Source organism: Schinkia azotoformans (assembly GCF_035811335.1).
Lineage (GTDB): Bacteria > Bacillota > Bacilli > Bacillales > Bacillaceae_J > Schinkia > Schinkia azotoformans.
In genome coordinates this window covers 41,784-58,172 of record NZ_JARSMD010000007.1, presented here as the reverse complement: position 1 = coordinate 58,172, position 16,389 = coordinate 41,784, and the positions used below count along the sequence as shown (strand labels likewise).

14 protein-coding genes, 1 pseudogene and 2 riboswitches are annotated in these 16,389 nt (G+C 38.3%); of the genes and pseudogenes, 3 read left to right on the top strand and 12 right to left on the bottom strand.

The genetic code is table 11. The features are described 5' to 3' along the window. Positions 1-58 precede the first annotated feature (58 nt). Together P9E47_RS03735 and P9E47_RS03730 are read right to left on the bottom strand one after the other, a co-directional pair. A pseudogene (locus P9E47_RS03735) lies at positions 59-1,504 on the bottom strand (vitamin B12-dependent ribonucleotide reductase); the annotation flags it as partial. A 373-nt stretch (positions 1,505-1,877) separates the two neighbouring features. Continuing rightward, entirely contained in the window at positions 1,878-2,714 is an 837-nt protein-coding gene (locus tag P9E47_RS03730; protein WP_003332445.1) for a lipoate--protein ligase family protein, read from the bottom strand. Between the two features lie 213 nt (positions 2,715-2,927). On the opposite strand from P9E47_RS03730, the gene P9E47_RS03725 reads away from it, so the two are divergent. Continuing rightward, positions 2,928-3,311: a rhodanese-like domain-containing protein gene (locus tag P9E47_RS03725; RefSeq protein WP_003332444.1), complete on the top strand. Its 384-nt coding sequence runs from the start codon at positions 2,928-2,930 to the stop codon at positions 3,309-3,311. A gap of 93 nt (positions 3,312-3,404) precedes the next feature. On the opposite strand, the gene gcvPB is transcribed toward P9E47_RS03725, so the two are convergent. From gcvPB to gcvT, 3 genes are read right to left on the bottom strand one after another with little or no spacing between them, the layout of a single operon-like run. Further along, the gene (gene gcvPB / locus P9E47_RS03720; protein WP_003332443.1) at positions 3,405-4,862 is read right to left on the bottom strand and encodes an aminomethyl-transferring glycine dehydrogenase subunit GcvPB; all 1,458 of its coding nucleotides are present in this window, start codon (positions 4,860-4,862) and stop codon (positions 3,405-3,407) included. Further along, on the bottom strand, positions 4,855-6,201 hold the full coding sequence (gene gcvPA / locus P9E47_RS03715; RefSeq protein ID WP_326162618.1) for an aminomethyl-transferring glycine dehydrogenase subunit GcvPA: 1,347 nt from the start codon (positions 6,199-6,201) through the stop codon (positions 4,855-4,857). Before gcvPA ends, gcvPB begins: the two co-directional genes overlap by 8 nt. 11 nt (positions 6,202-6,212) lie before the next feature. After that, a complete protein-coding gene (gene gcvT / locus P9E47_RS03710; RefSeq protein ID WP_003332440.1) occupies positions 6,213-7,319 on the bottom strand; it encodes a glycine cleavage system aminomethyltransferase GcvT in 1,107 nt (368 codons plus the stop codon). A 72-nt stretch (positions 7,320-7,391) separates the two neighbouring features. After that, a riboswitch (glycine riboswitch) is annotated at positions 7,392-7,481 on the bottom strand. A gap of 3 nt (positions 7,482-7,484) precedes the next feature. Beyond that, positions 7,485-7,600, bottom strand: a riboswitch (glycine riboswitch). 153 nt (positions 7,601-7,753) lie between these two features. Between gcvT and P9E47_RS03705 the strand changes: the two genes are divergently transcribed. Then, the gene (locus P9E47_RS03705) at positions 7,754-9,439 is read left to right on the top strand and encodes a DEAD/DEAH box helicase (protein ID WP_003332439.1); all 1,686 of its coding nucleotides are present in this window, start codon (positions 7,754-7,756) and stop codon (positions 9,437-9,439) included. Next, positions 9,417-10,205: a YqhG family protein gene (locus P9E47_RS03700; RefSeq protein ID WP_003332438.1), complete on the top strand. Its 789-nt coding sequence runs from the start codon at positions 9,417-9,419 to the stop codon at positions 10,203-10,205. The genes P9E47_RS03705 and P9E47_RS03700 overlap by 23 nt, the downstream gene beginning before the upstream one ends. A gap of 67 nt (positions 10,206-10,272) precedes the next feature. Here the strand turns inward: P9E47_RS03700 and P9E47_RS03695 are convergent, their stop codons facing one another. From P9E47_RS03695 to P9E47_RS03665, 7 genes are all read right to left on the bottom strand, one after another. Then, positions 10,273-10,842 carry a 4Fe-4S dicluster domain-containing protein gene (locus P9E47_RS03695; RefSeq protein WP_326162616.1) on the bottom strand — a complete coding sequence of 190 codons (570 nt, stop codon included), beginning with the start codon at positions 10,840-10,842 and terminating at the stop codon, positions 10,273-10,275. Between the two features lie 5 nt (positions 10,843-10,847). After that, positions 10,848-11,105, bottom strand: a complete 258-nt coding sequence (locus P9E47_RS03690) for a chaperone NapD (RefSeq protein WP_003332436.1) — start codon at positions 11,103-11,105, stop codon at positions 10,848-10,850. 44 nt (positions 11,106-11,149) lie between these two features. Beyond that, positions 11,150-11,569: a nitrate reductase cytochrome c-type subunit gene (locus tag P9E47_RS03685; RefSeq protein WP_003332435.1), complete on the bottom strand. Its 420-nt coding sequence runs from the start codon at positions 11,567-11,569 to the stop codon at positions 11,150-11,152. Between the two features lie 12 nt (positions 11,570-11,581). Further along, entirely contained in the window at positions 11,582-14,119 is a 2,538-nt protein-coding gene (napA, locus tag P9E47_RS03680) for a nitrate reductase catalytic subunit NapA (protein WP_003332434.1), read from the bottom strand. A 75-nt stretch (positions 14,120-14,194) separates the two neighbouring features. Beyond that, complete coding sequence (locus P9E47_RS03675) at positions 14,195-14,791, bottom strand: 4Fe-4S dicluster domain-containing protein (RefSeq protein WP_003332433.1); 597 nt, start codon at positions 14,789-14,791, stop codon at positions 14,195-14,197. A 247-nt stretch (positions 14,792-15,038) separates the two neighbouring features. Then, positions 15,039-16,070, bottom strand: a complete 1,032-nt coding sequence (gene moaA, locus P9E47_RS03670; protein WP_003332432.1) for a GTP 3',8-cyclase MoaA — start codon at positions 16,068-16,070, stop codon at positions 15,039-15,041. Between the two features lie 87 nt (positions 16,071-16,157). Further along, the gene (locus P9E47_RS03665; RefSeq protein ID WP_003332431.1) at positions 16,158-16,361 is read right to left on the bottom strand and encodes a YqzE family protein; all 204 of its coding nucleotides are present in this window, start codon (positions 16,359-16,361) and stop codon (positions 16,158-16,160) included. Positions 16,362-16,389 lie beyond the last annotated feature (28 nt).

Below are 16,389 nucleotides of genomic sequence, written 5' to 3'. Positions count from 1 at the left end.
CGGATTCCCATCTCAGGGTTCCCGCTTAATTCCGCAATTTTTAACGTGAGGCAAACTACTCTCTACCACACGGATTCGTAGCAACAACTTGATGACCATATGCACGTGCATTTGTCATGTCATTTGCATTATCGATGAAGAAAATGCCTGGTTCTGCTGAGTATGTTGCACAAATATTGATTAGATTCCAAAGCTCTTTCGCACGGATTTTTCTGTAAACACGCACTCTGTGTCCAAGTTTTGCCCATTCACGGACATCGCCTATTTTGTGCCATTCTTCATTATAATATTTCATTTCCTCTTGGTTGTAATTTTCAACGTCCGGGAACTTTAATTCGTAATATTCATCTTTTTCAACAGCATCCATGAATTCCTTTGTTAAACAAACTGAGATATTAGCACCAGTTAGAAACTCAGGATTATGAACGCTATAATGTCCGCCTGTTTCAAGCTTATCCTCAGCTTCATGGATAACTTTGTCAGGGAAACCGCCTGTTCCAGGGATTGTTTTGTAATTTACAATACCTTGATACATTGCTTTTTCTGTTTCAGATAACGGTGTGAATTTCAGCTTATCTTTTGCAAGCTTTTTGATATGCTCATCTTTTGTATTTTCAATTAAGAAACGTAGTATTCTTGGGTTTTGCATTTTAGAAATAATGAATTCTACGATGTCTGGGTGCCAATCCGCCAACATTATCATCTGAGCTCCACGGCGCGACCCACCCTGCTCAACCAAATGTGTCAGTTTCGCAATGTCATCTAACCAAGAAACAGAACCGGAAGACTTTCCGTTTACACCGCGTGCTAATGTATTACGAGGTCGCAATGTTGAACCGTTCGTACCAACACCGCCGCCACGGCTCATAATTTCCATTACTTGTGTGCGGTGTTCAGAAATGCCACCTCTTGAGTCCTGGACAAATGGCATTACATAGCAATTGAAGAAGGTCACGGCTGTGCCTGAGCCTGCACCGTATAGTACACGACCAGCTGGGATAAAGTTCAAGTCGGAAAGCTCTTCATAGAACTTTTTGAACCATTCTTGGCGTTTTTCTTCTGTTTCTTCTACTTCGGCAAGACCTGTCGCAACACGCTTTGCAATTTGCTCATAGTAAATCTCAAGTGGTTTTTCGATTACATCAATTGAGCGAGTAATAAGACCTGTCTTCACTTCTTTTTCAGTTTCAAGAGCTCCGCGAAACTCTTCTTCGACTAATACAACGGCTTTATTATTTTCCCAATCAATATCTTGTATAAAACCAGTACCACGGGCAGGAAACTTAGGGTCCTCTTTAATAGTGAGAACAACAAAATCCCCAGTTGTTAGCGTGATCTTTTCAGTATCCTTAAACGCATATCGGTCTAGCATTACGAGACGTGATACACCTTTATGAGTAAGCTTCATATCTTCTGTAATTTCGTGGACCTGTGGGAATAAGGCAATGTCCTTATTTAATCTTTTAACATCAACCATCATTTTTTCGGCAGCAGCCGTCACCATTACTTCATCTCCCCTTAAAACTATTAATAAAGTTTAAGTTAGTTTAAAATTCTAGTAGGTATTCTTGTTGCTTAATTCAATATACATACCGTACCATAACATCCTCTCGAAATCAATATATAGTATCGACGATATTTCAATACCTACTACATGTTGTACCATCAAATAAAAAAACAGTATTTTGTCAAACTAGTAATTCATTAAAAATAAGAGAAAAATCAAGATTACATTGCTATTTTCGATTAAAATAACGAAATATGGAAAAATTTCTTGTTTGCAAAACTTAATCGACGATTTATCAACATTCTTGAAAAAACAAACAAAAAAATGTGGCTTTTGTACCACATTTTCATAGAAATTTCGACTTCATTATCTATTTTCGAAAATTCCAAGCATCATTTAAATATTTTTCGACTTCAATATTCTTTATAATTTTTAATTCTCCCTCACTTAGTATATATGGTTCAAGATCAATTTCAAGACCTTTTTCGAAACCGTTTTTGAACGCCTGTTTTGCTTGTTCTAATGATACTGATTTCTTAGCTAGACTATTAATAGAAACAGCCTTTTTGCTAAATGCAGATTTCATCCGCTCCCTGATCCGCTCATTATTAAATTTAAATAAACTAAAAAGCTGCTCTTCATCTATATCTAGTAATATCGAGCCATGCTGTAAAATTACACCCTTTTGCCTTGTTTGGGCACTACCAGCAACTTTCCGTCCTTCGACAACTAATTCATACCATGATGGTGCATCAAAACAAACAGAGGATCTAGGATTCTTCAATTCCTCCTGTTCCCTAGATGTTGATGGTATGGCAAAATAAGCATCAAGCCCCAGCTCCTTAAAGCCTTCTAAAATCCCTTCTGAAATAACCCGATACGCTTCTGTTACGGTTTGGGGCATTTTCGGATGTTCCTCTGAAACAATGACACTGTATGTTAATTCTTTATCATGCAAAACCGCCCTACCACCTGTAGGTCGTCGAACAAATCCTAATTTCTGCTCTCTCACCGCATCCATATTTATTTCTTTTTCTACCGTTTGAAAATAGCCGATAGAAAGTGTCGGGGGATTCCAGCCATAGAATCGAATAGTTGGTCCGATTTTCCCTTCACTATGCCAAGTTAATAGCGCTTCATCACAAGCCATATTAAAGCTTGGAGAGCTGTTCTCTGAATCTATAAAGTTCCACACTTCTTTTTTCATGGTAATTTTAACTCCTTTTACTCAAGTGCACGATGATTATATTTAATTAGGAAGCCATTATTTAGTCTACCAAATAGTGGCTAATTTCCAAAACACTTATGCCTATCTTCATCTTCTGTACAATTATTTTCTTATTTTCTTTGCCTATTGAAACAAACCTTTATATAATTATAAGTGGACGTTTTCGCGAAGAATGAGAGAGGAGTTTTTGCAATGGATTCATTAACTTTATTAATTATAACGATCGTGGCAATCATCGTTTATTTTGTTGGTACAAAGCTTTACCAAAAACGCTACTTAAAAACGTTAACAGAGGAAGAATTCATAGCTGGTTATCGAAAAGCACAGATCATCGATGTACGTGAACCGAATGAATTTCAAAATGGTCATATTTTAGGCGCTCGAAATATTCCACTAAGCCAACTTCGGATGAGAAAAGGGGAAATACGCCATGATATGCCTGTTTACTTATATTGCCAAAGTGGAATGCGCAGTGCACAAGCTGCAGGAATTTTAAAGAAATTAGGATATAAAGACATTAATCACCTAAAAGGTGGATTCAAAACTTGGACAGGCAAAATTAAAAAGAAATCATAATAAAAGGAGCTGAGATTCAGCTCCTTTTACTTGTCTAGCTCAGCGCCCAGCGACTCGTAAACTTCGCTGAACGGGCGCTTCCGCTTTTCTATACTATTTTTCATATCGCAGTACCGGTTTTCTCGCTGCCAATGTTTCGTCAAGGCGTTTCACAACTGTATGATGAGGTGCTTCCTGAACAACCTCTGGTGTCTCCTCAACTTCCTTGGCAATTTGAATCATAACATCAATAAACTCATCAATCGTTTCCTTCGATTCCGTTTCTGTTGGTTCAATCATCATACATTCCTCAACAATAAGCGGGAAGTATATTGTTGGTGGATGGTAACTAAAATCTAATAATCGCTTGGCTATATCTAATGTTCTTACACCAAGCTTTTTCTGACGGCGACCTGATAATACGAACTCATGCATACAATGAGTATCATGTGGTAAATCAAAATAGGGAGCAAGTCTTCTCATCATATAGTTCGCATTTAAAACAGCATATTCAGAAACAAGTCTTAACCCTTCAGGACCCATTGTGCGAATATAAGCATAGGCACGGACATAAATGCCGAAATTACCATGAAATGGTTTTACACGGCCAATCGACTGCGGCTTATTATAGTCCAAATAATACCCTTCTTCATTTTTGGCTGCTAATGGAACTGGTAAATATGGTATCAAATCCGCTTTAACTCCAACAGGACCAGAACCCGGACCACCGCCGCCATGCGGTCCCGTAAATGTTTTATGAAGATTTAAATGGACAACGTCAAATCCCATATCCCCTGGTCGTGCTTTCCCTAAAATAGCATTTAGATTAGCACCATCATAGTAAACCTTTCCACCCGCTTCATGAACAATTTTGGCAATTTCAACAATATGCTTTTCAAATAGGCCTAATGTATTTGGATTGGTAAGCATTAAAGCTGCTGTATCTTTCCCAACAACCTGCTTTAAGTCCTCTAAATCAACTAATCCATTTTCATCCGATTTAACAGTAATTGATTCAAATCCGGCTACTGATGCAGAAGCTGGATTTGTTCCATGGGCAGAGTCAGGTACAATGACTTTTGTTCGGTCAAAATCACCATTTGCTTCGTGATAAGCTCTAATGAGCATCAGCCCCGTCCATTCACCGTGGGCACCTGCTGCTGGCTGTAATGTTACTTGATCCATTCCAGTTATCTCTGCAAGGTCATTTTGTAACTCATACATTAGTTCTAATGCCCCTTGAACAGAGCTTTCACTTTGATATGGATGGATATGGCTAAATCCGGGTAAACGAACAACCGCCTCATTGACTTTCGGATTATATTTCATTGTACAAGAGCCAAGTGGATAAAAGCCAGAATCAACACCATGATTTCTTCTAGATAAGGCTGTATAATGACGCATAATATCTAATTCAGACACTTGTGGTAATTCTGGCTCGTTCTTACGGATATAGTCCCCACCAAACAGATCCTCCACATTGATTTCAGGAACATCTAATTCTGGTAGACTATAACCGACTCTTCCTTCTTTCGTCATTTCAAAAATTAATGGCTGATCTTGCTTAAGCATGGTACCCCTCCATTTCCCTAGCGAACAAATCTATTTCTTCTTTTGTTCTTAACTCAGTTACAGCAACAAGCATATGGCCGCTAAGCTCAGCATAATCATTGCCTAAATCATATCCACCGATAATTCCTTTTTGAAGTAAGTTCTCATTAATTTCCTTTACTGATTTTCCACAATCGATAACAAATTCATTAAAGAATGAACCGGTATACGGAGAGTTGAAGCCAGCTTCTTCGAGTTTCTTTTTAGCATATTGTGCTTTAGCAACATTTTGTAATGCCATTTCCTTCAAACCTTTTTTACCTAAGGCCGTCATCGCCACTGCTGCAGCTAATGCATTTAATGCCTGATTGGAACAAATATTTGAAGTCGCTTTTTCCCGGCGGATATGCTGCTCACGTGCTTGAAGGGTTAATACAAAGCCCCGTTTTCCGTCCTCATCTACGGTTTGCCCTATTAAACGGCCTGGCACTTTTCTCATTAGCTTTTTCGTTACGGCAAAATAACCGCAATGCGGGCCTCCAAACTGAGCAGGAATACCAAAAACTTGCACATCACCAATGACGATATCTGCCCCAAACTCCCCGGGAGGTGTTAATAAGCCAAGTGCTAACGGATTACTTGATACAACAAACATTGCTTTATTTGCATGGATAATTTCCTCAATCTCTTTTAGAGCCTCAATCTGACCGAAGAAATTTGGATATTGAACAATAAAACAAGCAACATCCTCAGACATCTTATTTTTTAGATCAGCCAAATCTGTTTTTCCATTTTCAATATCAATTTCAATAACTTCTAGATGCTGTCCACGAGCATAGGTTTCTAGAACTGTGCGATATTCAGGATGAACTGCTTTTGAAATTAAAACTTTATTACGATTGGTTTGACCAGCACTTAAGGCAGCCGCCTCAGCAAGTGCAGTACCGCCATCATACATAGATGAGTTAGCTACATCCATTCCTGTTAATTCACAAATCATCGTTTGAAATTCAAAAATGGCTTGCAGCTCACCTTGAGAAATTTCCGGCTGATATGGTGTATAGGCTGTGTAAAACTCAGACCTAGAAATAACATGGTCAACGATAACCGGGATGTAATGGTCATAAATACCAGCTCCCAAAAAAGAAACATTCGCTTTAAGATCCTTATTTAACCCAGCTAATCTTGTAAATTCCTTCATTAATTCGTGCTCTGCTAGAGGCGCTTTTAGTTGTAATGATCCTTTAAAACGGACCTCTTCCGGAATGTTGGAAAATAATTCATCAATGGAATGGACCCCAATTGTTTCTAACATTCCTTTTTTATCTTGCTCCGTCATTGGCAAATAACGATAGTTCATTCTGCTCCCCCTTACTTTTGGCGTTTATAGAATGGAGTGGCTACAACCTTTGCTTTTGCAAATTTACCAGGTCGTACCTCAATGCTTACTTCTGTTCCAAGATTTGAAAATTCACTCTTTAACAGAACCAGACCGACTGATTTATTTAATGTTGGAGATTGAGTTCCAGATGTAATATGGCCGATTTCCTCGCTTCCGCTGTATACCTTGTAGCCATGGCGGGGAATCCCGCGCTCAACCATTTCAATTCCAACTATTTTACGGGACATCCCGCCTACCGCTTTTTGTTTTTTCAATGCCTCTTTACCGATAAAATCAGCTTCTTTATTTACTTTAACAGCAAAGCCAATTCCAGCCTCTAATGGTGAAATATCTGCATCTAATTCCTGTCCATACAACGCAAGTCTTGCTTCAAACCGCAATGTATCACGGGCACCTAAACCGATTGGTTGAACTCCAAACTCCGCGCCTGCTTCCAAAACCATTTTCCATAGCTTTTGTGCTTCGGATTCCTTGCAATAGATTTCAAATCCATCTTCACCGGTATAGCCTGTACGGGAAACAAGTGCTTTAACCCCGTTCAGGTCAATATCCTCTTTAAATTTAAAATTTTTTATTTCATTTAAATCTGTAGTTGTTAATTTTTGAAGTGTCTCCTCTGCTAACGGACCTTGAAGCGCTAATTGGGCAACTTCCGAAGAAATATTAGTAACTTCAACATCACCAAAAATATGCTTCATTAACCACTCAAAATCCTTATCTGTATTCGCTGCATTAACAACTAATAAATAATCATGATCTTTTCTTTTATATACTAATAGGTCATCAACTGTTCCCCCGTTTTCATAACACATGGCCGTGTACAATATATCGCCATCCTGTAATAAGGCGATGTCATTTGTCATAACTTTTTGTAGAAAAGGCAGACTATCTGTGCCCTTCACTTCAATTTCACCCATGTGGGAAACGTCAAACAGTCCTGCTTTTGAACGAACAGCCTCATGCTCTTCCTTTATGGAAGAAAACTGAACAGGTAAATCCCATCCTCCAAAATCAATTGTTTTTGCACCGTGATCCTCATATAAAGGAAATAATGGTGTACGCTTAAGGTCAGCCATAAGACCCCTCCTTGCCTTATTTTGTAATACTAAAAAAGACAGAGAAATGCACACACAAATAAGCGTACATTTCTCTGTCCTGTTACCAGAAAGTTTTCAACCAATCCCATACTCGAAACGGTTTACTTCCTCGTGGGTGGCTTATACAAGCTCTCTCCAGAGTTGCGTCCAACAAGAGTCTTTTTGCCTGAGAGATTCACAACTTCTTGTTGCTTGCTCCTTCGGCGCCACATGTAAACGTAGTTAAACTTGAAAGCTGTGGTCTCTCCCCATGTTATCATTCGCAAATATATAATTTTTATCAAAAATTTGGATATACTATCGAATAAGTCAATTCTACTATTATCCTACAATAAATAGGTGAGTTCGGCAAATACTTTTTGAATTATCAAACACGGAATTATCTGTACTTTCTAAAAGAAAGGATCGATTCTATGCATATCGACATTGAATTTGATCAAACATGGCAGAACGATTTTTTAAGAAAAATAGATCATGATGGTCCTTGGGCAAACTGGGACTTGTTTAAGCTAGCTTATGAGATCGAAGAACATATGATCATCCCTGAATTCGAAGGGTTGATTGCACCGAACTTTTTACCAAATCTTACGCCGCATCCTCACCAAATTGAAGCAGCCCAAACAGTATTGGAACAAATGAATGGAAAAGCCATTCTCGCTGATGAGGTTGGACTCGGAAAGACGATTGAAGCGGGGCTTATTTTAAAAGAATATATGATTAGAGGGTTGGTCAAAAAAGTACTCATCCTTGTGCCTGCTTCACTTGTTACCCAGTGGGAAAGCGAATTAAATCAAAAGTTTTATATACCCGCTGTTGCTCAGAAAAAAAGCTATGTTTGGGAACAATGCGATGTTGTCATTTCATCGATTGACACCGCAAAGCGGGACCCTCATCGAGAGATTATCTATCGTCAGGATTATGACATGGTTATTATCGATGAGGCACATAAATTAAAAAACAATAAAACTAAAAACTATGAATTTGTTCAAAACCTTAAGAAAAAGTTTTGCCTCCTCCTAACAGCGACACCTGTTCAAAATAAAGTGGAGGAAATCTTTAATCTTGTATCATTGCTTAAGCCGGGGCATCTCGGCAGTCAATCCAATTTTACGCAATCTTTCTCGGCAAAGGAACGTTCCGTTGAAAATAATGATTACCTTAAGGAATTAATCAATAAAGTCATGATTAGAAATCGACGCGGCGATACCGGAATGGAGTGGACGAAACGTCATATTAAAACTGTTCCAATTATATTGTCAAAGGAAGAGAAGGAGCTTTATGATGCCGTATGCGCATTAAAATCTGATCAAACGCTTAATAAGAGTCAATTTTCGTTAATCACGCTGCAAAAGGAAGTATGCTCAAGCCGGGAAGCGGCTTTTTTAACACTTAAAAATATGCTCCAAAAAGAGCAAACCAGCATGCAAATGCTCACAATCATCCGTGACTTAATGCAAAAAGCAAGTCTTGTTCAGACGAATTCCAAGGCTGAAAATGTTTTAGCATTAATAAAGGGAACCTCGGAAAAATTTATTATATTCACTGAATACAGGGCTACGCAAGTTTATTTACAGTGGTTTTTACAACAGCACGGGATCACTTCAGTTCCATATCGGGGTGGATTTAAAAGAAGTAAAAAGGATTGGATGAGAGATTTATTTAAGAATAATGTACAGGTATTGATCGCTACAGAAGCAGGAGGAGAAGGAATCAACCTTCAATTTTGCAACCGAATCATTAATTACGACCTGCCATGGAATCCAATGAGAATTGAACAACGAATCGGTAGGATTCATCGTTTAGGGCAAGAACGGGACGTACTTATCTATAACTTTGCAACAAAAGGGACTGTGGAAGAGCATATTTTACACCTACTTTATGAAAAAATTAATCTCTTTGAAAAAGTGATCGGCGAACTGGATGAGATCCTAACAAGACTTGAAATCACGAATATTGAAAGCCATATTGAGGATATCCTTTTCCATTCAGACAGTGAAGGAGAAGTAAGAATCAAAATGGACAATCTTGCTTCTATTATTAATTATAATTCCGGTCATGAAAGTGAGGCGTATGCCGATGCAGCAGCAAGATATTCATAATTTTTTACATCGTTTCTTTATTTCCAATGAATGCAATATTATAGAAAATTCTAGTGGACACATCGTTGTGCAACTGACGATTGAAATGGACAAACTATTGATGAATCGACCTTTTTATTGGCATTATGTGGAGAAAACAGGGGGCGCCCCTAATCCTATGAGATTAACATTTATTACTGACCATAGTAAAACACCGGAAGGCATCCGCGGGGAGACGATCCATTTTGGCTCACCTAGATTACACCAAATTTTTCAAGTGACTAAAAAAATGGCAGCCAATATCCGCATGTATGAACAAATTAACAGCACCCAAAAAGTAGCCCTCCAACCTTGGTTAGTTTTAAATACGAAGATATCCTATATGTGTGACCGGAAAAAGGATTTGTTTCTATCCCTTGGGCTAAACTTAATAAACGGTGTGGTGGTCGATCAAATCCAAAAAAAATTATTTAAAAAACAACTAACACCCAAAATTCCTGATTATTGTTTTACACTTTCCCCGCTCATCAAACCAATGAGCGGTGTAAAAAGAATCGAAAACATAATTACACAAATGATTAATAGTGATGACCATACATGGGCAAGAGAGGCAGAAATACGTTGGGAACAAGACCTGGAACTATTAGATCATTTTTATGAGGAGCTTGAAGAAAAGCCGGAAAGCTATCACGTTGAGAAAGCAGCCTTAGAGGAACAATACAGACCAAGAATAAAAGTTGAGATTGTAAATAGCGGCTTGTTTTATCTAACCCAACAGGCCATTTAAGGAAACAAAAAAAAGGCTGTCTAAATAGTTTTTAAACAGCCTGATAAAAATATATTTTAAAGGGAGATCAACTTAAACTCGAGAGAGCCTTAACATATAAGCCCTTCGTATCATGTTGAATACAGGATGCGACACATTGACCACATCCATTACAAAAATCTGAATCAACTTTTGGCTTACCATTTTCAAGTGTTAATGCCCCGGAAATTGGACAAGCTCGAATGCAATAATCACACATTACATCCTGATAGGCAATACAGTTCTTCTTCATTACTTTAGCTATTCCAATAGGTGGAACCATTCCATTTTCAGGAACTTCTAATGCATCAGTTGGACAATGCTTACTACATTCATTGCAATAGGTACAAGCAATTTCATTTGGGTTTAGAAATGGTGTCCCAGCAAGTTTTGCTCCACTTTCAATATTAAATAATTGGATAGTTGTTACAGGGCACACATCCCTACAAATTCCACATCTTGTACAGGAAGTTAAGAACACAATCTCATCTTGGGCACCAGGAGGACGTATAAACGTCCTTTCCTGGTCAATAGTTGGTATAATCATTTGTCCGAAGAGACCAAGAGCTGATTTTAAATTTCCTGTAAGAAATTCTCTTCGATTTAACAACTCTTTCATTGTTGTTAATTAGCCTCCGCTAATGCTTCTTCAGCCTCTTCAAAGTTATAATACACAACGTTTACGCCCAAGACCCCAGGTACCTTTTCCAATTGTTTACCTGTTTGATAGCTTTGATCGATTGATTTTTCCTCTAAGGTAATGACAATCTTCGAACCTTCTACGATATGATGTACTTCCACACCTTGTATATTTTCAATCTTCTTCGCAACTTCGAAAGCCATGCCTTCTTTAGTTAAAATAAGAATACCTGAAATCATCATAAAACTGGTTCCTCCCTTTTTACCGGAAATATCTATGTTAGTTATTATTTTTCGTTAAATGCCGATTTTGTATCATTTTGTGTTGCATGGCATTGAATACATGTATCACGGAAAATCTTTCCCCCTTGTTGGTTATCATAGTAATGTTCAGGAGTTGGTAACGGTGCACCAGTTTCAGGTGTTGCATGACAAACCATACAGCTTTCTTGACGTAACTTTTCCTGCCAGAAGTTTTTGTGGTCAGCCGGTAGCACTGGAGGTGCATTAAGCAATACCATTGTAGCTGCATCTTCACGACCATTAGATTCAAGCTGCGGTACTGTTGCAGCTGCGACCGTATCAGCAGGCGGAGCAGCATCTGTTTTTTCTGTTGCTTTTTGGGATGTACCTGAAGGCGAACAAGCAACAGCAACTATTACGACTAGCAAAAATACTAAAACAAATCCTAATTCTTTTGCTCTCATGATGAACCCCTCCTATGCTTTCACAATCTTCACAGCGCACTTTTTATAGTCCGGCTGCTTAGAAATTGGACAATATGCATCAAGTGTTACTAGATTGATTAATGTTTCTTCAGCAAAGAACGGTACAAAGACTAAGTTTTTAGGTGGTTTTCCACGCCCTTGCATTGTTGCTTTCACTTTACATTCACCGCGTCTAGATACTACCTTCACCCAGTCGCCTTCTTTAATGCCTAACTCTGCTGCAGTTTCAGGGTGAATTTCACAGAATGCCTCCGGTACTGCACGGTGTAATTCAGGTACACGGCGGGTCATAGAACCACTGTGCCAATGCTCTAATACACGACCTGTACATAACCATAATGGATATTCTGCATCAGGAATTTCCGCTGCATCTTCGAACGGACGGAAGAAGACAGATGGACGGTGATCAGCAGATTTATAGAAATCGATATCTTTATATTTACCTTTTTGTTCCACCCCATATTGGTCAAAGCCATCTTCTTGTTTACCATCTTTATAGCGCCAGTTTGTTTCAATCCATTTACCATTAATATTACGAACTGGCCAGCAAATACCATGCTGCTTAAAGTATTCATCATATGGTGCAAGTTGTTTTGCTGACATATGGAGCTTATGACCAGCTTCTTTAGCTTTTGGATTTTGATTTTCATCAGGATTAGAGAAGGAACGATATTCAGCCCATAAGCGACCATTCACTTCATGTTCGTCTTCAAGCATGTCATTCTTATCTTTATCCCAAATGAATCCAAATAACGTATCAAACGCATCTTTATCGCCGATCTTTTTGCCTTCTAAGACACGTTTTGCAACTTGAATCATTGCCCATACATCCCATTTAGCTTCTCCCGGCGGTTCTGTACATTTTTCAAACACGTTCGTACGACGCTCTGCATTACCGAATTGTCCTTCACGTTCAACCCACATAGCTGCAGGGAAAACAACGTTCGCTAATTCAGTAGAACGAGTAGGATATACTTCAGATACTACGATAAAGGCATCAAGAACACCTTTGCCATCTGGGTCATTACCACGGAAACGGTTTAGCTTCGGCATAGTTTGTCCCCAGTTATTAGACATACTCCAAAAGAATTTAATATTACCCTTACCCATCTCACGGAACATTTTAACAGTGTGAAATCCAGGTTTTTCGATTGCATCTAAGTAGCCCTCAGGTAAATTCCAAATTAATTCAGTATAACGACGATGTTCTGGAACATCTACGTTCATATCAGCAGGTAAACGATGACTGAATACGCCAACTTCACGAGCTGTACCACAGGCACTTGGCTGACCTGTTAAGGAAAATGGTCCATTACCAGGTTCACTGATTTTTCCGGTTAATAAGTGGATATCATAAACTAGGTTATTAATCCATGTGCCACGTGTATGCTGATTCATCCCCATTGTCCACAAAGACATGATCTTTTTATTTGGATCAGCAAACTCCTTAGCCAATGCTTCGATGTCGGCAGCTGGTACTCCTGAAATTTCTTCAGCCTTTTCAAGGGTATAATAGCTCACTTTTTCTTTTAATTCTTCAAATGTAATCGACCATGCTTTTGTAGCAGATGCCCCTGGTTCTGTAACATCATAGTCATCTTTTAAAGAATGTCCTAGATTTTCAGTACCTGCTTTAAATTGGCAATGCTCTTCAACGAATTTTTTATCGTATGCTTCATTTTGTATTAAATAATTAATAATAGCATTAGCAATTGCTAAATCCGTTTGTGGTCTAAATACTAAAAGTTTATCAGCTGTTTCTGATGTACGTGACTCGCGTGTTGTCAAATCATAATGTTTAACATTTGTACCGCTTAGTTTGCGGGCAGTTAGACGAGAGTATAGTACTGGATGCATTTCCGCCATATTGGCGCCCCATGTTACAAACACATCTGCTTCATCCAAGTCACGGTAAGAACCCATCGGCTCGTCAGATTGGAATGTTGTCATAAAGCCTGTAACCGCACTTGCCATACAAAGACGGGCATTGGGGTCAATGTTATTACTTAATAGTCCTGCTTTCCAGAACTTAGAAGCAACATAGCCTTCCATGATCGTCTGTTGTCCAGAACCCCAAAATGCGATTGATTTAGGATCCTTTTCCCAGTTTTCTTTCAATTTTTTAGATACTAGTTCTAATGCTTCCTCCCATGATGCTTCACGGAAGCCATCCATTGTACCTTTTTTACTATTATCTTCACGAATTAACGGTTTAGTTAAGCGGTCTTTACCAAAAAGAATTTTTGCAACATAAAATCCTTTAACACAGTTTAGTCCACGGCTTGAACGGTTATCTGGATCCCCTTTTGCTGCAACTACTTTACCATCTTTAATGCCGACTAAAACACCGCAGCCTGTTCCGCAGAAACGGCATATTGTGCTTTTCCACTCTTCCGGCTCTACACTTTCAGCTTGTTGTACAACGGATTCTTCTTTTGGTGCATTCGACTTTTTGGAAGAACATCCAGCTGCGGCAAGCGCTGCTGTAATTGCTGTTGCTTTTAGTAAAGTTCTTCTAGTTAGATTCATTACATAAATCCTCCCTTTTCGCTCTTCTTGAATCATTTGCTCTATATTGTATTTAATGATTCAAATAAAAAAGTTTTAAAATAAACCCTTTGGAGCCCTTGGTTCAACCTTAATGGGTACTGGGTCATTGACTACACAACGCTCCACACAAATTCCACAGCCAACACATTTTTCTGGGTCGATAACAGGAGCGAAAATCGCATGAATATCGTCTCCAGGTCTCAAACGATAATCAATTTTTATCGCTTCATCAATAAAAGGACAAACTCGGTAACAAACTTCACATCTCATCCCTTGATAAGCAATACATGTTTTTTCATCTATTACTGCTACACCCATGTCAACATCCTGTCTTTTTTCAATACCCGAAAGCGCTTCCGTTGGACATGCCGCCACACACGGAAAATCTTCACATAGCATGCATGGATTTTCACGGACATCAAGGTAGGGTGTCCCCATCCCTAGGCCAAAATCCTCCTTGCCCATTTTGATACTGTCATATGGACAAGCTAAGTTACATTTACCACATCTTGTACATAATGCCAGAAACTCATCTTCATCAGCTGCCCCTGGAGGTCTAATTGCTGCCTTGCTGCCAGATTTCATCAAATTTAGTAATTCAAAAGCAGCGAAACCGCCAACTAACACCCTGAGTAGGCTTATACCTCTCATACACACCCCACTCCCAATTGGTAATTCCCTATATCAGAAAGTATATAAAGATAGAGAAATTGCAGTCGTGACCAATTTCACGGGACTACCCCCAAGTTATTGACCATTTTGTGAAAGAACTGAATATTATTTTTACTACCATTTTCATAGTAAAAAAGATGTATATCCCGATAAAATATATTTTTGTAGAAAAATAAAAGGTTGGCCTCTTTAAAGGTCAACCTTTTGTTAGAATAGGATACAAATTTTATCCACCAATATATGACATCTCTATTTTATTCTTGCGTTTCTTTCCTTTTCTTGTATTTTCCAATCTTTCATCTGAGTAACGATCTTTTCGATTCTCCCAAACATCGATCAAGGATTGAAGAAGACTTTCATCACTAAATTCCTGCCTAACCAATGCTCTTAAATCAAACCCTTTTTCAGCAAAAAGACATGTGTATATTTTTCCGTCTGCCGATAGTCGTACCCGCGTACATGAGGAACAAAATGAATCTGTTACTGAAGAAATTACCCCAAATTCTGCAGTAGAGTCTACATAGCGATAACGGCTGGCGACTTCACCATAATAATTAGGATCCAATGGTTCTACCGGGATTTCCTTTGAAATCATCTCGACAATTTCCTTTTTAGAAACAACCTGTGATAAGTCCCAACCATTCGAGTTGCCGACATCCATAAATTCTATAAATCTTAAATTAATATTTTTTTCTTTAAAATATTTAGCCATCGGTAAAATTTGATTGTCATTCAGGCCTTTTTTGACAACCATATTAACCTTAACAAGCAATCCAGCTTCAACAGCTGCATCTATCCCTTTTAAAACTGCATTGACCTTGACATTCCTACCGTTTATCTGACCAAAAAGCTCGTCGGCAAGCGCATCGAGACTTACATTAACTCGGCTTAAACCCGCTTCTTTCAATGCTTGCGCATATTTTGGTAAATAAACACCATTAGTTGTGAGAGCAATATCTTTTATTCCGTCAATTTTATTAAGGCGCTCCACTAAAAGGTGCATGTCCTTTCTAACTAGCGGTTCTCCACCGGTTAATCTTATTTTCTCCACACCAAGTGATGCAAATAGCTTTGATATCCGTTCAATTTCATCAAATGACAGGAGTTCACTCAGTGGAAGAAAAGGATAATTATCTCCGAATAATTCCTTTGGCATGCAGTATGCACATCTAAAATTGCATTGATCTATAACTGAGATTCTTAAATCTCTTAATGGGCGTTTTAATGTATCAACTATTTTATTAGAATTTTTCTTCATGTTTTCACCCCTTACCTCTCATTATCAAAACTCTATCATAATAGTAACAATGTGTAAAAAGAAAAAAAGCCCAAGTTTAAATTCGGGCTATTTTCGTGGGAATTTATTTTCTTTTCGTTTATTATTAACAATTAACATAAGCGCCAAAGGAAGAACGCCAAACATTCTTGTAAGTACCGGATCTTGTTCAGATTTCCTTTTTCTTTTTTTATCTAATCTTTCTTCCTTAGATGTATCTACAAATTTTACAAATTGTTCCGTTACGAATTTTACATAATCATTTGAAGACATCCCTAATCACCATCCCTATATTAATGAC